The following is a 19,780-nucleotide window of genomic DNA, read 5'->3' as shown; positions in this document are numbered from 1 at the left end:
ATTATCTTAACAGATTTCATAATTTATATTGAATTTTGCTTTAATTATATAAATATGTAAATAACGAACTTTTTTATTATATATGAAAAACTAATACTAAATGTATAAAAATTAATCTACTAATACTATTTTTAAAATTATATTAAATAAAAACCTCTCTATTATCAATGTATAAATTCCAGTAAATTTATGCTATTAATTCTTTTCTTAAGTTGCCATTTCTTATTTCATCTACAGTTCTTATCTTATAGTTTTTAAATACTATTGCCCCAAAAAATCCTACTGCTGCAGAAGAAACTGCACATAATACTGCAACTAATGTAACTTTTAAAGGATCATTAAATCCGTACATAACCATCAAACCTGCTATAGGTGTTGCTGTTCCTGATGCATTATTTATTAAACCAAAACTTGCAATAATAATTCCTGAAATTCCTCCACCTATAAAATTAGTTAAATAAACAGGTATAGGATTTGCAGAAACAACATCTGCTTGAGTTAAAGGCTCTATAGCTACTGCAATTGTAGTACTTCTATCACCAAATTTCATCTTATGGAAAAACACAAGGTTCATAAATGAAGATCCCATAACTGAAAGTGCCCCAATCGCCATAGGTACTCCTTGTAAACCTAACATTGCAGTTAATGCCATTGAACTTAAAGGTGCTGTTGCTACAACTGTTATAACTCCGCCTAATATAAAGCCCATAACCGTTGGATTTTGAGTAGATGCATTTGTTATTATTCCACCTATATTAATCAAAGTAGCATTTACAACTGGTGTAGCTAAATTACCTATAAATCTAGCAATAGGTGCACAAAAAGCAACACATATTACCAAATCTAACCCCTTAGGTATTTTATTTTCTATTTTCTTTATTATAAATGCCATAATATATCCTGCTACAAAACCTGGTAATATTCCAAGACCTGCACAGGCACACCCTATTAAAACTCCATATACCGGTGAAACTCCTAGAGCTATAGGAACTAATGCTCCTGCTGCCGCGCCTCCCATACCACCTGCTGCAATACCAGTTTCCTTTAATAGTGGAATATTAAGCATATCTCCACCAACATAACTTTGAAATGCTTCTACAAGAAAACTTGCAACAGCTGCATCTGCTAAGGCTCCCATTGCCTTCATCCCCTTAGGTGCCTTTAAACTAAATATTGTAAATACAGACAATACCGTCAGTAGTAAAATAGTCCCTTTAAATAACTCCATATATTAATTGCCCCCTTTTTCAGTACCATGAAATTATTCATAGTTTTTATCTTTTGTTTTTGTTTGGTATCTAGATACAATAATAGATTATCTTAAAATTTTAATATTGTCTAGTACTTTTTTCACAAATTTATAATTTTTTTTTTATATGTGAAAAAATATAAGCTTAATTTATTTATAATATTTAATAATAATTTATTTATCTTCAAAGAAAAACCTTTAAACTTAAAGATTATAGTATATTTATTTATATTAGTATAAATAATAGTGTATATTAATATACTAAAAATTCTTTATAACTATATATTCATTATTAAAATATTTAAAAATCTAAGATTTTTTTGTTTTTTTTATATCTTAATATTTCACATATAAATAATTTCACCAATTTGAAATTATTTATATAATCTATTGTATATACATTTTTTTTCAATTATAATCTATTAGAGAGGTATGTTATAGATATTTTTTACATTATATCTATTAATATTTAATATTTTACAAAATATTGACTTTGAAATAGACTTGAATAAATATTCTAATAAGGAGAATTAAAATGTCACTAGGAGAAAGAATTAAAAATTTTAGAAAGAAAAAAGGACTTACCATTAAGGATCTATCTGAAAAAACAAACTTATCTATAGGGTTTATAAGCAATTTAGAGAGAGATTTAAGTAGTCCAACTATACATAACTTAGAAAATATATGTGATGCCTTAGGAATAGATCTTATTGACATATTAGATTCAAATAATGAAAATGAAGATATAGTTCATAAAGATGAAAGAAAGCAAATATTTTCCACTGAAGATAATAAAATAACTTTTGAGTCTCTATTAAAAGGAGCAAAAGAATTAAATGCTTTAAGTATAACTATAGATGGAAATAATTCGTATAGTCATATGTGTTGGGGACATAATTATGATGAAATAGGTGTTGTAATAAAAGGTTGTCTTGAAGTTGAAGTTGAAGGTAAAACTCACATTTTAAATGAAGGTGACAGTATTTATATAACAAAATTTACTCCTCATAAGTACAAAAATCCAGGTGAAGAAACTAACATAACCTATTGGTTTTCACCAAGAAATTAAAATATTGTTTTAATAATAATATTTTAATAAAGGGAATGTATAATAAATTTTATTGTGCATTCCCTTTATTAAAATTAATTATAAGATTTATAATGTACCAAAATATTCTTATTTTTAAAATAAGAATATTTTTTATGCTTTTTGTAACAATATTATTAAAATATAAATTAGGAGTGATTTATTTATGTCAAAAAATTTAAATGAATTAGAACTTCAACATTTACGTCACCTTATAGGTGCTCATGAAACAATTTCAAATAAGTTAAATGATTATGCAAAAAATTGTACTGATCAAGAATTAGTTCAAATATTACAATGTGATGCTAAAGATGCTCTAAATAGCAAAGAAAAATTAATGACATTTTTAAAATAGGAGGATTTTAAAATGAAAGAAAAAGATATTATAAATGATTATTTAAGTACTCTTAATTCTAGCTTATCAAGCTATGCTAATATGATAGCTCAAACAAATAACGAAGAATTACGTCAAACATTACAATTAATGAGAGACCAAGATGAAAGTCGTCAATATAGAATATATAATATAGCTAAAGATAAAGGTTATTATAAACCTGCTCAAGAAGCAACTCAAACTGAAATAAGTACTTTAAAATCAGAATTAACAATGAATAAATAATTATAATATTAATAAAAATGCTAGAACTATTAATAGTTCTAGCATTTTATAATTTAACAGTAAGCATATATTTATAAATATATGCTTACTTGTTATTATTTTCTATAATGTTATAATAAAAACAAATTTTACTATAATTATAAAAGGTAGAGTTATATATAAAAAAGACATTTAAGGATATTCAATAATTGTACTTCACCGAGATAATTACTAGATTAATAGCTATTTAATTTATGAAAATTTAAAAGAAAGGTAATTATTTATAATGAATTCTTTTCAATTAAAATTAATATGTTTTTTATTAGCACTTTTAATCGTAATACTATTAAGATTTTTAGGCAATCTTAATCATTATAACAAGAATAATATGAATAACATTCTATATGTATTTTTATATCTATGTAATATTTAATATAGCTTTTAACTTTGTTTTATATAAAACTTTAAAAGTAAAATACCCTAATATTCCACCTAAAGTGTTTAAAATAAGATCATCTACATTTACAGTCCTATAAGGAGATTTATTTAAATAGTTTTCAACTAATTGTAATAATTCTATAGATAAAGAAATGATAAATGAAACCAATAAAGTATTTTTAATAGTTCTTATTTTACTTACATAAGAACAAAGATATAGTGTAAAAGGAATCAATAATAAAATATTTCCTATAATACTCCTAATAAAATAAATATTTATAGTTTCAATACCAAAAGCTTTAACTGAAGAATAATAATCATAAAAGGGAATTAAATTTATTCCTAGCCTTCTCGTTAAAGATGTATTGTTAATAAATTGACTTTTATCACCAAAATAAATATTAATAGGAATTAACGTTATATATATTAATAATAGTAAATATATATAGAATAAATTATTAATTACTTCTTTACCTAAAAGCAATGGTTTTCCCCTCTTCTTTCTCCTATATAATATGTAACTTCTAGTAATAATCCAAATTATAATTATTGCAAATAATATATTCTCTGAATCAATAGTTATGCCTAAAGACAAATAATACACCCCACTTCAAAACTCATTTTTTTAATTTTATAAACTTAGATGATTATATAAGCAATAAAATATTATATTTCTTTATATAAATAAAAACTATAATTATATTTTTATATAAAACCTTTTTAATACATCATTTCTCCTTATTAATCCCCTTTAAAATTAATCCTATATTGCTACCAAAAGTAACTCCTAAACCTAGAGCTAAAGCTAATTTATTATACTTAATTCCATAAATTACTCCTAAGGAAATTCCCATGGCTAAGCAAATTATGTAATCTATTTTAAGATTAGATTTTTTATAAGAAGCTTTTTTATTATTTTGACTTAAATTATTATTCATAAAAATTTCCTCCAAAACATATAAACTTTTTCTTAAATTATTGCAATATTTATATTATAAAAATTATATTTTATTAATTAATATAAGGTTTAAATTTATATTAATAATCTTCTAAAATAACACTTCTTTCGTATCTTCCTTCCCCTTTTATATTATTAGGTGATATAATAAATCCTTTCTTAGCTAAATATTCACTAGTAAAGCCAAAGATTTGATGCCATAGTTCATTTCCTACCTCCTTTATATTAACTCCATGTTTAATTGATGTTAAATCAACCTGATTATCTTTTAGATTTTTAAAAGATTCTTTTACTATAGAAAATATATTTGAAAGTATAAGATTTGCTATTTCTTTAATAATTATTTGATCATTTTTGTAAAACACTGGTACTTTAATTTTTATAGAATTATCTAAATTATTTATATTAACATATTGAAGCTCTTCTAAAAATTTAATTAAGGCTTTTTCTTTATTTGTTAAATGATTATATTTTATGTTTCTTTTTATTATATTACTAACTAAAATTCCACAGTTTCTTGTTATCTCTTTATTCATATTATTTAAAATATTAATATAATCTAAATTTAATTTTTCAAAAGGAGTGCCCCTAACAGCATTTTTCTCCATAAGATTAAAGAATCTATACATATCTTTTCTATACCCATTTGAATCCCCAAAGCTATTAAAAGTAACATTTGTTGTTTTATAATTATTGCTACTACATAATAACTTATTACTATATATTTCTATTTCTTCATTATCTTCATAGGCTACTATAATATAATTTCTATTACCTGGTTGAATTTTAGATGTACAAAATAGCTTTCTTTCTTCAAAAAAACCAAAGGCAATATCATCAAAAATCTTATCACAAACAATATGATAAAGTATTCTTTCCTCACTAAAGTTTTTAATGCACTCCAAATTTAGTAGCATATCTCTAATTGAATATCTTAAAGATATAATCTTATCTCCTATTATTTTTCCTAACCCAATTAAATATTCTTTCATTTTTATAACGTCTTCTTTTAAAAAAACTGGAAACTTTATTTTATATTTATTGTTGTTTACTTCTATAGCATTAATTAACTTAAGATTTTTAATAACATTATTAAAATCCTTTTCATTAATTTTTAAAGAATTAATTATTTCATATTTAGATATAGAATTAGGTTTATTTACTGCAATTATATATAAAATTTCAGGTGCCCAATCCATACTAAGAGTATAGGAAGGATTATATTTATCATATTTTCCAACCTCTCCAAAAAAATAAAAATTTAATTTATTATCTCTCATATTCTCTCCCACCTATAAAAAAAGAGTTATAAATAAATAACTCCTAACTAACTTTTTTCTTTAATATATTATTTATAAACAGTTTTTTAATTAATCTAATATTTTTTCAAAAGCTATTCTTTTACTTTTATCTTCTAAATATATTACACCACAATACTTAAACCCATTATTCTTTAAAAAATTTTGCATAGATAAGTTATCTTCATGGGTGTCAATCTTAATGCTTCTTATTCCTTTATCCAAACAAGTATTTTCTACATTTTTCATAATTTTAGATGCTAGTCCTAATCTTTTATAATTATTATCAACAGCTATTCTATGAACAACAGCATATTCATAATCACTTATCCAATTACCATCATAAATGTTTTCGTAAGTTTTTTCCCCATCAAAAGATATTGCAGCAGTGGCTACTATATTTTTATCCTTTAATAATACATAGCTGATTTTATTAAATATATCATTTTCTATAACTTCCTCATTAGGATAATTATTTTGCCATTGATCTACCCCTTGTTCTTTAAGATATAATTGAGCTTGAACTATAATCTTCATAATATCTTTAATATCTGATTTAACTGACTTTCTAAACTCCATTAAAATTCTCCTTCATTATGTATAATCTTTTATACTATTCTATTATTAAATGCTATAACATTCCAATATATAAGTTTATAAATAACAAACATTTTTTAATCTTATTTAAATATTCTTTTTCCTATTCACTTAATATCATTATACTATTTTAATCTTATAAAACTATTTATTAATATGTTCTTTTCTTTTTTTTACCTAAATCATAACCGAGAATTGCAGCAAAGCTACATAAAATTATTCCCCAAACTCTTAGATAACTATATATCTCCGAATTTATTATTCCAATTATTCCACCTATTGCATAAAGTATTATGGATAATATTAAACTAATAATATTATTCTTTATTAAGAGTAGTATACTACCTATAAGTACAATTATAGATATTAAAATTCCAATGTAAGATACTATTTCTCTACTTTCTATTAAATCATTGTTAAATCCTATCATATAACTTTGAATTAAAATTACTATAAATAACAATATTCCTATTAAAGATATGGTTTTTCTCAATTAAATCGCCTCCCCTCTCAGTTAAAATTTTACTATTTGCTGTTATATTTTTCAACAAAACCTATATATAGGTTTTTAATTTTATATATAATAATTTACTTATATAAGATTTTAAAATATAAATATACTTTTATTATTAATGTACATAAAAATAAGCTTGCAACAATATTATTTTTAATTTTGTTTGCAAGCTTAATTATTTATATATTAAATTTAATAATAGATACTTTAAAATTACTTTAATTCCTGTCCTTCATTTCTCCATTCATAAGTTCTATCAGATCTTTTTCCTTGAGCATAGGCTCCAATTTTTACTCCATTAATAATTCCTAAATCAGAATTTTCTTTAGGTTTCATTTTTCTAAGCTCAGCGTTACTTTTAGGTTTATCTTTCATCCTATTTTTATTATTATCCATATTAAGCTCTCCTTTAAAAATACTTTATATTTATTTTTTGCAAAGAAGTAAGCTTTTATGTATTCCTTTATTATTGATTATTTTATATATAATAAAAAGATAAGGTAAACTACCTAATTTACTTATATAGTTTACCTTATCTTTATCTCAAATATTAATAATACTTTAACTTAAAAACTTGTTTGTTATTTTTTATATGTAAAAAAACTATTTTATTAAAATGCTTATATTTATTAATTTTCTATTTTATTGCCTCTTTTTGTTAATTCCCTAATCCATTTATCAGCAATTCTTTGTTCATGTTTTTTGAAATGTTCATATTTTTTATATTCTCTTAAACAATGTTTTAATTCCTTATCTAATCCTTTTAAGTCCATTTTATCCATTGTAGCTTCTTCTGTATAAATCTTTCTTAATGCTTTAAGAGCTTCTCTTTTATCTCTGTCATTCTTTAAATTATCTAGCATTCTCTTTAAGAATGATTTTTTCTCAGTTAATTTAGGATCAGTCCCCTCTTCTGCCATAGCTATAAGAGCCTCTAATCTATCTTTTGTATGTTTTAGGGTAATATCTTGTAACCCATCTTCTATTCCATAAAACTTTAAAAATTTATTAAAATCATCTAAGTTATCTTCACCAGTAAGTACTTTTTCAATGTCAACTTCTTCATATAATTCCATTATATTATCCTCCTCTCACAACAAAAATCTAATATTTTTATTATAATAAAATTTATTTTTATTTTCTTTTACCTTCGCCTATTTTTTCTTTTTCCTTTATGATTTCAGCTTCTTTTTCCTGCTCTTTTCTCATCTCACCTATTTTATCTTTTTCATAAATTATAGTTTTTTCCTTAAGCCTTCTATTACCTTTATCACTCATCATAATCACCTCTGCTCTTAAATTTAACTAAATAATAGCACTAAAGTATTATACTGTAAAAATAAAATTCTCTTTATTTTTATCATATTAAAGCCAATTACTTAATTACATTTAATATCAAGAATATTTTCATATCGTATTATAGATTTTCTCTAATTATTGTGAATTATCTGTATGTTATTATTAAATTTACTTTCTAGTAATATTGTTTATAATTTTATTAAAAATTACTTAAAACTTTATAAATAAAAGAACTTATATAATAGTTTTTATTTCTATTATATAAGTTCTTCTTCGCCTTTAACTTTGAATTATTTTCCATAATATAAAATTAAAGTTCCATTATAAAATCCTATATTGAAAGTTTGTCATAATATTTACCATACTTTTTTGTAAAAAACTTAAATAATGGAACTCCTATAATAGTAACAATAAAAAATTCTCCAATGGCAACTTGAAAAATTGATAATGCCAAAGGAATATTAAGTATATAATGAAGCATAGTCCCTATTATTAATCCATTAAAAATAGTTGGCCATAAAGATGCTATAAAAATACCTCTAGCTTTATTTTTAATAAAATTACCTGTTACAGCTATTGCAGAAACACTTAAAAATGTTGCTAAAGTTCCAAAGATAATATCTGTAAGCCCATTAGGTCCTAAAGTATTTGCTATAAAGCAACCTAAAGTTAGTCCTATTATATATGATGGATTTATAAATGCTAAAAGAACCATAATCTCTGAAATTCTACATTGAATATTCATATAAGATAATGGAGCTATTGCAATAGTTAAAACTACATATATTGCTGCAACTAAAGCCATTTTAACAATTGTAATTATTTTTCTGTCTAAATTCATTTAACCACTCCTTAAGTAATAAAACTTGAAAATCCCCTGTAAAATAAAAAAAATCGTAGAAATTATCTACGATAAAATTAAGCTTATATTTCTATACTTATATTATTTACGATAAAAGTAAGCATAGAAAATAGAAGAATTACTATTAAAATAATTCTTTAATTAATTTACCGTAGTTTTATTTAAAGACAGGAGGCTTTCGAACTGTCTTTTTTAAGTTTTTCAAATTTTATTATAATTTATAATTATATATAAATCAACATTTTAATATTGTATTTATTATTTTATAAAAAATCAAATATTTAACTACAATATTAAATTAACAAATAAAAATAAATTATTTACAAATATAATTTTGATTTACAAATATTTTTAATCTTAGTTCATAATTAATATTAATTTGTTCGTATAAAAATAATTATAGTTAATAATTAATAATTTTTTCTTATATTTATTTTTATTTTTTTAAGTTTATTATAATTATTGTAATTTATATTTTAATATATTAATATTTATTCATTATTAATTAACAGTATAGTCATTGTAAGATTTTTAAAATAGTATTATCATCTTAAATAGTTAGTATACTAATTAATTTAATATTTAAGAAATTAAAAATCTAAAAAAGCAATTCTTACTCAAAATAAAAAATAATCTATTTAAATTCTTATTGATTTTCTATAAAACAAAAGAAACATATAATAAAAATCAATATAACTGGTATAGTAGATAGCTTATTAAGAGTATAAGAATAATTATAAAAAATTAAGGAGATGATTACTGTGCCAAAATTATTAATTCCAGCTATTATATTTATAACCCTAGCTTTAATTTTTTATACTATAGGTGTATGGGGAGAGCATAGAGCAAAAATCTTAAAGAAAAAACATGTAATTATTTTTTGGTGTGGTTTAATTTGTGATACTTTAGGAACTTTTACAATGAGTAGAATAGTTGCTTCTGGTACAGATAAAACTATATCTTCAACTCAATTATTAATTCACCAAACTACAGGTATGCTTGCAATAATTTTAATGTTATTTCATGCTGTTTGGGCAACTTGGGTTCTTAATAAAGGTAGTGAAAAAGCAAAAGCAGCTTTCCATAAATTTAGTATGTTAGTTTGGGTTATTTGGTTAATCCCTTATTTTGTAGGTATGTACATAGGAATGACTAGCTAAACTTAAAATATTACATAAAAGCTTAAAGGAAATTTAATATTAAATTTCCTTTAAGCTTTTTCTTAGTATTTATATAAATTTATATAATTTTAAAGCACATAATAAATTTTAAATACTATGACATTAAAAAGTCTAATATATTCCATCCATCTGTAGTTTCAGATTTATATAACTCTGTATATCCACATCTTTTACAACTAATTGTAATAAATTTTTTATTTTGAATATCAAATATCTTTGCAAAGTTTCCTCCTGTAGCTTGAAACTGGTCACTTTCATACTCAGTATATCCACATTTACAACATACATACTTTTTTTTCTCCATTTAAATATCTCCTCATTAATTCTTTATTATATATTATTAAGCAAAAATATAACACATAGTCAAATTAAAATCATAAATAATATACAAATATAATTATTCATATATTATTTGAAATTTTATTATTTATTATCATATTACATTAATAATCTTCTATTTAATCATGGTTACTACTTGAGATTTAAAAAATCTCTCTTGAAATTCTACTAATGATTTAATTTGATCTTTATTATACTTATTAAATTCTCTGCAAACAACTAGCTTATCTTCAACATCATTTTCTCTTTTTATTATAGCTACAACATATCCTTCATATTTTTTAAGAGGTTCAAATTCTCCTATAATATAACAATCAAATTCCTTTCCATCACCAGAAATAGTATTAGGAATATATCCATAATTTAAAGTATATATAAGGTTATACTTAGGATGATTAGATCCTAAAGGTCTATCAATAATAACATTAACTCTTTTACCTAAGTAGTTTTCCAAAATCTCATCTTCTCTCTATTTTAATATCTTTTGTTAAATAAAGCTTAGGAAGTTTTTAGTTATATTAATTATATATATTTATATAAAAATTTCTAATCATATTTAAATTTACCTTTTATACTTACTGCTAGCAATTTCTATTTATTAAATTCTATTATTTATTATAATTTAGCTAGTTAATATTAGATATCTTCTTGATGTTATATAAGTTTCCAAAGCTCTATTATAATAGTCTCCAGAATGGGATGATACAAATAACTGATTATCGTAGCTTTTATAAGTTATAATTAAACTATGATATATAATTCCATAGTTATTTTCTAATTGTACTAAATCCCCTTCCTTTGATTTTTCTTGCCATTTTAATTCCCTACAATATCCTTTATTAATTAACCAATATCTAAGCTCTCTAACTCTTATCCATGCATTACTATCTTTAAACCATACATAATCTGTAGGAATTCCACCTGCTTTTATGCACTGAGATACAAAGTTAGTACAATCTCCACCTTTTCCATTGTAATCACTATAGAAAGGATTATAATCTAAAGAATATTTAACAGCATAATTTTTAGCTTCATTTCCATCATAATTAAAGTTATTTCTTATATTTTTTTTATTAAGATTCTTAGATGACGATTTTTTTAGATTTTCCTCATATTCTTTAGCTAATTTATCTAGCCTTTTTAAATTATTATTAAATTCTAAGGTTTTTATGTGAATCTTTTTATTAATATTCTCCTTAATAAAATCTCTATTTATATTATCATCATTTACCATAAAAAATTCATCTGCTAAGTGATCATTATAATAGTCATCTATAATAAATAAATTATTATTTATGTTTTTTAAGATTATTTTATGAAATTGATTTCTAAGCTTTTGTGTTACATTCTCACTTTTTTTCAATACTAAATCATCACCATAAAATAAATCTACATATATGGTATCTTCTTTAAAGGTAATTTCCTTTATTTTTATATATATTTTATAGTCTTTAATTTCTTCATCTAACTTTTTAAACCATTTTACCATAAATCTTAATTTACTCATTTTAAATTTTATAATATTAGAATTATAAACTAATCTTTCTAATTCTATACTGCTTTCATTTTGTAACTTTAAATTTTTATAATACCAATTAAAATAATCCTTAATAATACTTTCCATAATTATATTTAAAGCCTCATTTCTTTTACATAAAAAATAAAATCTAATTAATATTTTTTTACATTATAGTCGTTACATTATATGATATAAGACCTCAAATTATAATTTTTATATATTTAAATTTGTATTTTAGTTCCTGTTGATAGATATTTTATTCTTTCTCCTAAAATATTTTTTAATTCTTTATAAGCTTTTTCTCCTGTGCAATGACCTGTATATATTGCTTCTATGTTTTCATTTATAATGATATTAGAAAGTATATCTATTTCACCCCTTGAAGGTTTTAAAGATTTTAATATTGGTATTTTAATTAGATGAAAGCCACCTATAAGAGCTTTAATTTTTTCCTTATAAAAAATACTTTTTACTGTTTTTATCATATTAGCTACACCATTATGAGAACAACCAGTAAATATACTTATTCCATTGTCCTCTTTTATTACCATAATTAATTCATGGTTAAATGTATCTCTAGTTAAATTTCCATTCTCAGATATAAACATATATTTGTTACCTTTAGCAATTTCATACCTTTTATTTATATCTGTAATGATATAAATATCTTTATATATCTCCTTAAAATCATCAATATAAATAATTCTGTCAGAATACTTTTTAAATATTTCCTCATTAATTCTTATACTTCTATTAAAAAACATAAATTTAAAATAATAATCTTTTGAAGCTTCTTTTTTCATATATACCTTACCTTTAGTATTTTCTCTAAAAAATGCTAAAAGACCATCTCCATGATCATGATGCCCATGAGATATTATTACAATATCAATATCTTTTATATTAATCCCAAGTTTTCTTGCATTGCTAATAAAATTATTACTTTTACCAACATCAAATAATATATTATTATTATCTTTTTTTATATATAAACATAGTCCTTTTTCATTTATTAAATCTTTGGACTTATCAACTGTATTTTCTATTAAAGCTATTATATCCATAAATTTATCCCTTCTAACTTGGCTAATTATAATTACTATATATAAAATTTCAAAACTTTATAATTCTTTTTCTATAAGAAGTTTTTCAAATTTTTTTTCTGATAAAATATCATTTGTTACAAATTCTCCATTATAAAATAAGCTATAAGTTGTAAAAGGTGAAGGTGCATTTTGTGCCTCTTCTTTACTTTCAAAAAGAACAGTTTTAAAAGGAATATTCTTTTTTTGTGCTAAACTTTTAATAAGAGGAACATACTTAGCTGTAAAAGGACATTGATGGGAGTAAAATAGAACAAAACCCTTTTCTTTAATATTAATATTTCTTACTGAGTCTTTAAAGAAAGGTTTATTTGAATTATCACTAAAAGGTAAATATAAAAGTTCATAATAAGGATTTAATTTATCTGCTAATTGAAATCCCTTATATCTTAAGAACTTCCCATCGGATATATATGGCATTTTTTTCTTACTAGATAATATTACAAGTCCCTTTTTTCCTTTTTCTTTACTATCTTTAATACATTCATTTAAAAGGATACTAGAATTTCCTTTTCCCTTAAACTTACCTGAAACCCATAAGCAATTAATAAACATATATGAAGGAGCCTCAATAGGACACCAAGCCATTTCACTAGGTATGTACTCTATAAAACATTTACCTCTTACATTTCCTTTCTTAAAAACTAAACCTTCATCAAATTCTTTAGATAACCATAACTTTTTAGCAGATACTCCACAATCATTGTTATTTCCAATTGCACAACAGATATGTTCTTTCTCTAAGTTATCCTTTGTAACTGTAATTATATCCATTTAATCACCTCACCTTTTAAAATATATTGTATATTATACTGAAATTTTACTTAATTTAAAATAATTATTATCTTAAATTTAAAAGGCTTTGTTAGAGTTTATCTAACAAAGCTTTTTATAATAAATCATAATTTTATTTTGTCTTTTTAATTTAACCTCCATCCACCGGATTCCATTTGTATGTTCCACAACTTATTATATAATCCCTTTTTATCTAACAATTGTTCATGAGTTCCTTTTTCTTCTATTCTGCCATCATTTAATACAACAATATTATCTGCATTTTTAATTGTTTTTAATTTATGGGCAATTATAACAATTGTTCTTCCTTTAATTAATCTATTAATAGCACTTTGAACTTCTAATTCATTTTCTGGATCAAGACTTGCTGTAGCTTCATCAAGAAGAATTACTGGTGCATTTTTTAATAATGCTCTTGCAATAGATACCCTTTGTTTTTCTCCACCTGATAAGGTAGATCCGCCTTCTCCAACTATAGTATCATATCCTTTTGGAAGTTTCATAATAAATTGGTGAGCATTAGCTTTTTTAGCTGCATTTACTATTTCTTCATCTGTTGCATTTTCTTTTCCAAATCCAATATTATTTTTTATAGTATCTCTAAAAAGATATACATCTTGGAAAACCACTGAAATATTTTTCATTAAATCTTCTGAATTTATTTCCTTTTCATTTTTATCTCCAAATAATACTACACCTTTATCTGGATCATAAAATCTTGAAATCACCTTTATTAAAGTTGTTTTTCCACATCCTGATGGTCCTACTAAAGCTGTTATACTTCCTTCTTTTAATTTTAAATCTATACCTTTTAGTACAGGTTTATCATTATATCCAAAGGTAACATTTTTTAGCTCTATTTCATGATTTAAAGGAGCATTATCTCCTCCTACCATTTCTTTTTCATTCATTAATTTAATAATTCTCTTTCCTGCAATAGAATTATATCTAAATTCAAAAAAATTATATAGAGCAGATGTTAAAGGATCGTAAACTCTTGTTCCAATAATTAAAAATCCTACAAAAGTTAAAATGTCAATTTTTCCTCTAAGAATAAGATGTATTCCTAAAATAATCATTAAAGTTAATCCACATCTAATTAAAATTACAGCCATAAGAGCAAAAGGTCCAGTTAAAACTTCTAATCTTAAGCTTTCATCTTTAAAGTTTTTAAAGGAATTATCTAATTTTTTAAATTTATATCCTGTAAGATTATAAGCTTTTATTACTCTTATTCCATTAAGATATTCCTGTAGTCTATTTCCTGCATCTATTTTTGCTCTCATATGTTTTTCTGTTAACTTATTTTGAACTTTAGTTGAAAATATTAAAACTAATACTGCAACTGGAAGGGATATAAACATAGAAATCGCCATAGGTAAATTCCAAAAACAAAGACCTATAAATGCAATTACAGGCATTATAACCCCACCTAAAGCTTGAGGAACTAAATGAGATACTCCTGTTTCAATTAAGGTAAAATCCCCCATCAACATATTTACTAAATCTCCAGGATCTCTATTTGAAAAATATCCAAGAGGTAATTTTCTTAATTTTTCTGCAAGTTCAGCACGACCTTTAGCACTTAAATCATAGGCATCTCTATAAGAGCTTCTATATGCTGGCACCTCGCTTAAATACATTACAATAAGATATGCAAAAAGAAATATTGAAATGCTAATTAACTTTTTAAAATTTATTTGTCCATTATTTACATATCCTTCAAAAAATGTTCTAACTACTTCTATAGAAAGAGCAACAGGTACAATATTTACAATATTACAGATAGTAGTATAAAAAATAGATTTATAAAGTTTTTTAGGTTTCCCTGCTGATATATTATATAATAACTCTATCATATTCCTGCCTCCTTAATTAGTTCCCAATTATTAGAATCAGAATAAGCAGCCCACATTCTATAGTACATACCCTCTAGTTCTATTAACTTTCTATGAGTTCCCTTTTCTATTATTTTTCCATTATCCATAACAATAATCTGATCTGCATTTTGTATAGATGAAAGTCTATGAGCTATTACTATAACTGTTTTATCTTTTATAAGCTCTGTTAAAGCTAGTTGTATTTCATATTCATTTTCAGGATCTGCAAAAGCAGTAGCCTCATCTAAAACAAGAATAGGAGCATTTTTAATTATAGCTCTTGCAATGCAAATTCTTTGCTCCTCTCCTCCAGAAAGAAACACTCCTCCCTCTCCTATTAAAGTATCATAACCATTTGGAAGACTCATAATAAATTTATGGCATTGAGATGCCTTTGCAGCATTAATAACCTCTTCTTTAGTTGCATCAGGCTTTCCAACTTTAATATTTTCATAAATACTATCATAGAATAAAAAATTATCTTGAAATACAAAAGAAACAATATCCATTAGTTTACTAGTAGGAATATCTTTTATATTTACATCGCCTATTTTTATTTCTCCTTTTTCAATATCCCAAAATCTTGGAATAAGATTTGCAATTGTAGATTTTCCAGACCCAGATGGTCCAACTAACGCTGTAACCTCTCCTTCTTTTGAATGAAAACTAATATCATATAATGCTAAATGTCTTGTACATTTATCCTTTTCATTATAAGAAAAATATACATTTTCAAAGGAAATATCATAGGATTTAGGTATTTTAGGATTAGTAGGCTCTTCAACTGATTTTTCATTCATAATTAAATCGATTCTTGCTACTCCTTCACTAATATCTCTTAAACTTGACGCAAGTAACATTAGTTTAAGCATAGGTGCAGATGCTCCTGGAGCCATTACTATGAAAAATAAAAATGTAAGTCCAAAAGAAATACTATGTGGATTTTTACTTAAAAGAAAAATTCCAATAGGTAACATGAATGTAAAAAAGTTTCCTGAAAGTACTTTAAAAATTATAAATCCTTTTTCAAATTTATCTGTAAATTTAACTGAATAATCTCTATATGCTTTCATATCATCATAAAACTTTTTAAAAGAATATACAGTTCTACCAAATATTTTGACTACCTGCATTCCTCTTATATACTGTACTGCTGATGAATTAACCTGCTCTAATGAATCATAATATTCTTTCACAAATCCTTTAGCTTTTTTTCCAAACCACATAGAACTTTGAATTAGCATTCCAATAATAAAAGAACTTATACAAGCAATTGCCATAGGAATATTTAAATATAATAAAGCTCCAACCATAATTACTGCTGTTGCCAATACATTTACTAAATCAGGTATTTTATGGGCAATAAAAAGTTCTATCTTCTCTACATTTTGTTCTATGGTTTTTTTTACAACTCCAATAGATGTATTAGAAAGATAGCCTAAAGGTAAAGTTCCTATATGCTTTGCTAATTTCATACGAATATTATATAAAATATCAAATGCAGCTAAATGAGATGATATTAAGCTTGCATATAAAGTAATAAGGCTAATAACTAAAGCTCCTAAGGCATAGTAACCTTGGTTTAATATGTACTTTCCATTAATATTAGAAATATTAAGTCCACTTTTTAGTATTTCCTTTAAAATATAATATACATTTAAATATGGAATAAGCATAAAAGTTGCACTAATTGTAGATAATATACAAGATATTATAACTAATGTTTTTTTCCTTCCTGCAATTTCTAAGAGACGGCCTATGCCACTCTTTTTCTTTTCCTTTTTCATTATATTCACCGCCTTAAATAAAATATTTTTATAACCTCTTAAAACTTTTATAATTATATCTTTAATAAGATTGTTAAAGGTATATTTTTAAAATATAAATAACTATTTGACTGATTACTATAATCTAAAATAGAAATATAATTAAAAGATAATTTAAAAATATACGTACTTATAACCCTTTTAAATCTCTTACTTTTACAAAAGTCTTAATTAATATTTTTTATTTATCATAATTAATTACACCTCCTAAAAAAATATAGTAATGAGAATAATTCTCATTACTATATTTTAATAACATATTATCTTTTCATCCATAACATATAGGTAGAAAAACATGACATATAAGTAAAACTATCTGCTTCTAATATTCACAGGACTATATCCATGTCTCTTTTTAAAAGCTCTTGAAAAGCTACTAGGATCGTTATATCCAACCATGTATGCAATTTCATTTATTAAATATCCTTCATCTAATAAATTTATACTTAATTTTAATCTCTTATCTATAATATAAGAATAAACAGATTGTCCAAAAATACCTTTAAACCCTTGTTTTAACTTACATTCATTAATTTTTCCTAGCAAGGCAAGATCCTTAATAGTAATTTTTCTAGTAAATTCTTTATCCACATATTTCTTTATTAACATAATGCTACTTATATCTGTTTTAGAAAGTTTGCATCTACTGTAATTAAAATCTTTGTTATTAATTTGACTAATAACAGTTGTAAAAATCTCTAAGGCCTTTGATTCTATGTACATATATTTTATATCGCTTTTATAAGGACAATTTTCAATATCTAATATTGCCTTTCTAATACTTTCATTTACCTCAAAAGTTTCTGCAAAAAATTTATTTTCTTTTAAAGAGTTATATTTTAAAATCTCTTCTATATTAAAATATTCCTTAAGTCTTTCTTTACTTATAGAAATGCTTAAACAATTATATTTTTTCTCTTTTTCTAAAATACAAGATTCAAATATTTCATTTATTTTCATAAATGCTCCTAGTTTTTCATTTATACTAAAATCCCTTTTACTATATTCTTCTCTCCAATTCATATCTTTATTTAAAGAAAAATATAAACTATAAGCATCTCCAAAAGATTTGCCTGACATTTTTGTATCTTCATTATATTTAATTTTTTCAGTAGAGATCTCTATACTTTTTCCTAATAACATACGTTTATAATATCCATCTCCAATGTCTTTAGGTGCCCAAAAATACTTTTCTCTCGTTTCATATATATTATTAAAAAACCGATTAAGATTATAAATTGTATTTTCCATTAAACTATCATTAGTATAGCATTTTTTAGATAAAAAATTGTTTTTCACCAAATTATCACCCTCATATTATGGATTTTATTATTGTAACTATCTTTATTTAATTTTAAAATTTATGAGAATAGCCCTAATAACCAATATTTATATTTTTTGTTAGACTTTTAACTTATATATTAATTATAATATAATTGAAAATAAAAATCATTATCTCTATCGTAAGAAAATATCTTATTTTTTATTCTTTCTCATATTAATTAAAAATTAAATTTAAGATATATTAATAAGTTATAAATTTCATTATATGTTAACTTTATTCTTATTTTTTGTATTAAAATTTATGGTACCATATAAATTATAAAGTTTATTTTTAAAATTTTAATAAAGGGAGGTTAATTACATGTTAATAGTACTAAAGGATAATCATAGTAACAGTATTGCAGAGACTAATTTAGAAGATGGTAAATGGTGGTTTATAGGTGATGTTGGTTCTTGGAAGGATACTTTAGATGAAGCTTTTGATTATAGCTTTCCTGATAAAAGCACCAATGAAAACTATAAAACTTTAAAAGATTACATAGAAGAAGATATGGAAGAAGTGTTAAATGCTTATTCTGAAAGAAAAGATGAATTTAATTTTTACAAATAGAAATTTCTAAATATATATTGAAAAAATTTAAAAATAATAAGATTTATTCTGTTAGGTAAAAAACTTACTAAAATAAAAATCAGTATCTTAATAGCTTATTTTTATAAAAATATAGAAATTATATTATTAAATTAAAAAGAGAGATGTTCTCTAAAATGATTTAAAATTCATTTTGAGACATCTCCTTTTCTCCTAATTCTCTGCATTCATATATAATCGCAATGATTCCTTGAATTTTACTTTTCAAATCCAATATTTTACATTCCTACCCACATAGGACAGCAACAAGAAGTTATCATTAAATCATCTTCAGTTTTTACATGATTATTAAATTCTACAGCTT

Annotated in this window: 23 protein-coding genes; 5 read left to right on the top strand and 18 right to left on the bottom strand. The window is 23.3% G+C overall.

Annotation, left to right across the window (positions count from 1 at the left end; translation table 11 throughout):
- Nucleotides 1-187: 187 nt before the first annotated feature.
- Entirely contained in the window at nucleotides 188-1,228 is a 1,041-nt protein-coding gene (locus tag BUA70_RS09825; protein WP_072896861.1) for a PTS sugar transporter subunit IIC, read from the bottom strand.
- Nucleotides 1,229-1,784: 556 nt separating this feature from the next.
- On the opposite strand from BUA70_RS09825, the gene BUA70_RS09820 reads away from it, so the two are divergent.
- From BUA70_RS09820 to BUA70_RS09805, 3 genes are all read left to right on the top strand, one after another.
- Nucleotides 1,785-2,318, top strand: a complete 534-nt coding sequence (locus BUA70_RS09820; RefSeq protein WP_072896858.1) for a helix-turn-helix domain-containing protein — start codon at nucleotides 1,785-1,787, stop codon at nucleotides 2,316-2,318.
- A 184-nt stretch (nucleotides 2,319-2,502) separates the two neighbouring features.
- Complete coding sequence (locus BUA70_RS09810) at nucleotides 2,503-2,691, top strand: hypothetical protein (protein WP_072896854.1); 189 nt, start codon at nucleotides 2,503-2,505, stop codon at nucleotides 2,689-2,691.
- A 12-nt stretch (nucleotides 2,692-2,703) separates the two neighbouring features.
- On the top strand, nucleotides 2,704-2,955 hold the full coding sequence (locus BUA70_RS09805; protein ID WP_072896852.1) for a spore coat protein: 252 nt from the start codon (nucleotides 2,704-2,706) through the stop codon (nucleotides 2,953-2,955).
- Nucleotides 2,956-3,352: 397 nt separating this feature from the next.
- Here the strand turns inward: BUA70_RS09805 and BUA70_RS09800 are convergent, their stop codons facing one another.
- The 9 genes from BUA70_RS09800 to BUA70_RS09765 form a co-directional block, all read right to left on the bottom strand.
- Entirely contained in the window at nucleotides 3,353-3,967 is a 615-nt protein-coding gene (locus BUA70_RS09800) for a VanZ family protein (protein WP_072896850.1), read from the bottom strand.
- A 133-nt stretch (nucleotides 3,968-4,100) separates the two neighbouring features.
- Nucleotides 4,101-4,310 carry a hypothetical protein gene (locus tag BUA70_RS09795; RefSeq protein WP_072896848.1) on the bottom strand — a complete coding sequence of 70 codons (210 nt, stop codon included), beginning with the start codon at nucleotides 4,308-4,310 and terminating at the stop codon, nucleotides 4,101-4,103.
- Between the two features lie 100 nt (nucleotides 4,311-4,410).
- On the bottom strand, nucleotides 4,411-5,610 hold the full coding sequence (locus BUA70_RS09790) for a hypothetical protein (protein ID WP_072896846.1): 1,200 nt from the start codon (nucleotides 5,608-5,610) through the stop codon (nucleotides 4,411-4,413).
- A 90-nt stretch (nucleotides 5,611-5,700) separates the two neighbouring features.
- A complete protein-coding gene (locus BUA70_RS09785) occupies nucleotides 5,701-6,207 on the bottom strand; it encodes a GNAT family N-acetyltransferase (protein ID WP_072896844.1) in 507 nt (168 codons plus the stop codon).
- 169 nt (nucleotides 6,208-6,376) lie between these two features.
- Entirely contained in the window at nucleotides 6,377-6,718 is a 342-nt protein-coding gene (locus BUA70_RS09780; protein WP_072896842.1) for a hypothetical protein, read from the bottom strand.
- Between the two features lie 234 nt (nucleotides 6,719-6,952).
- Nucleotides 6,953-7,135, bottom strand: a complete 183-nt coding sequence (locus tag BUA70_RS09775) for a hypothetical protein (RefSeq protein WP_072896840.1) — start codon at nucleotides 7,133-7,135, stop codon at nucleotides 6,953-6,955.
- 233 nt (nucleotides 7,136-7,368) lie between these two features.
- Complete coding sequence (locus BUA70_RS09770) at nucleotides 7,369-7,815, bottom strand: hypothetical protein (RefSeq protein ID WP_072896838.1); 447 nt, start codon at nucleotides 7,813-7,815, stop codon at nucleotides 7,369-7,371.
- Between the two features lie 58 nt (nucleotides 7,816-7,873).
- On the bottom strand, nucleotides 7,874-8,017 hold the full coding sequence (locus tag BUA70_RS13075) for a hypothetical protein (RefSeq protein WP_159429648.1): 144 nt from the start codon (nucleotides 8,015-8,017) through the stop codon (nucleotides 7,874-7,876).
- 352 nt (nucleotides 8,018-8,369) lie between these two features.
- Nucleotides 8,370-8,879 (bottom strand): QueT transporter family protein, encoded by a 510-nt coding sequence (locus BUA70_RS09765; protein ID WP_072896836.1) that lies wholly within the window; start codon nucleotides 8,877-8,879, stop codon nucleotides 8,370-8,372.
- Nucleotides 8,880-9,661: 782 nt separating this feature from the next.
- On the opposite strand from BUA70_RS09765, the gene BUA70_RS09760 reads away from it, so the two are divergent.
- On the top strand, nucleotides 9,662-10,060 hold the full coding sequence (locus BUA70_RS09760; RefSeq protein WP_083573507.1) for an HsmA family protein: 399 nt from the start codon (nucleotides 9,662-9,664) through the stop codon (nucleotides 10,058-10,060).
- Nucleotides 10,061-10,175: 115 nt separating this feature from the next.
- On the opposite strand, the gene BUA70_RS09755 is transcribed toward BUA70_RS09760, so the two are convergent.
- From BUA70_RS09755 to BUA70_RS09720, 8 genes are all read right to left on the bottom strand, one after another.
- Nucleotides 10,176-10,385: a zinc ribbon domain-containing protein gene (locus BUA70_RS09755; RefSeq protein WP_072896832.1), complete on the bottom strand. Its 210-nt coding sequence runs from the start codon at nucleotides 10,383-10,385 to the stop codon at nucleotides 10,176-10,178.
- Nucleotides 10,386-10,535: 150 nt separating this feature from the next.
- Nucleotides 10,536-10,874, bottom strand: coding sequence for an inorganic diphosphatase (locus BUA70_RS09750; RefSeq protein ID WP_072896829.1), 339 nt, complete (start codon nucleotides 10,872-10,874; stop codon nucleotides 10,536-10,538).
- Between the two features lie 168 nt (nucleotides 10,875-11,042).
- Nucleotides 11,043-12,044, bottom strand: coding sequence for an amidase domain-containing protein (locus BUA70_RS09745; protein WP_072896826.1), 1,002 nt, complete (start codon nucleotides 12,042-12,044; stop codon nucleotides 11,043-11,045).
- 116 nt (nucleotides 12,045-12,160) lie between these two features.
- Nucleotides 12,161-13,003 (bottom strand): MBL fold metallo-hydrolase, encoded by an 843-nt coding sequence (locus BUA70_RS09740; protein ID WP_072896824.1) that lies wholly within the window; start codon nucleotides 13,001-13,003, stop codon nucleotides 12,161-12,163.
- A 57-nt stretch (nucleotides 13,004-13,060) separates the two neighbouring features.
- Complete coding sequence (locus tag BUA70_RS09735) at nucleotides 13,061-13,816, bottom strand: YoaP domain-containing protein (RefSeq protein WP_072896821.1); 756 nt, start codon at nucleotides 13,814-13,816, stop codon at nucleotides 13,061-13,063.
- A gap of 146 nt (nucleotides 13,817-13,962) precedes the next feature.
- On the bottom strand, nucleotides 13,963-15,696 hold the full coding sequence (locus BUA70_RS09730) for an ABC transporter ATP-binding protein (protein ID WP_111944827.1): 1,734 nt from the start codon (nucleotides 15,694-15,696) through the stop codon (nucleotides 13,963-13,965).
- The gene (locus BUA70_RS09725) at nucleotides 15,693-17,504 is read right to left on the bottom strand and encodes an ABC transporter ATP-binding protein (protein WP_072896819.1); all 1,812 of its coding nucleotides are present in this window, start codon (nucleotides 17,502-17,504) and stop codon (nucleotides 15,693-15,695) included. Before BUA70_RS09725 ends, BUA70_RS09730 begins: the two co-directional genes overlap by 4 nt.
- Nucleotides 17,505-17,855: 351 nt before the next feature.
- Entirely contained in the window at nucleotides 17,856-18,842 is a 987-nt protein-coding gene (locus BUA70_RS09720) for a helix-turn-helix domain-containing protein (RefSeq protein WP_072896817.1), read from the bottom strand.
- A 346-nt stretch (nucleotides 18,843-19,188) separates the two neighbouring features.
- Here BUA70_RS09720 and BUA70_RS09715 point away from each other — a divergent pair, with 346 nt between their 5' ends.
- A complete protein-coding gene (locus BUA70_RS09715; RefSeq protein ID WP_072896815.1) occupies nucleotides 19,189-19,437 on the top strand; it encodes a hypothetical protein in 249 nt (82 codons plus the stop codon).
- Nucleotides 19,438-19,780: the final 343 nt, after the last annotated feature.

Origin of the sequence: Clostridium fallax (assembly GCF_900129365.1) — a bacterium.
Taxonomy (GTDB): domain Bacteria; phylum Bacillota; class Clostridia; order Clostridiales; family Clostridiaceae; genus Clostridium_AH; species Clostridium_AH fallax.
Note: the sequence above shows the minus strand (reverse complement) of the source record. Positions and strands in the feature narration are given on the sequence as shown.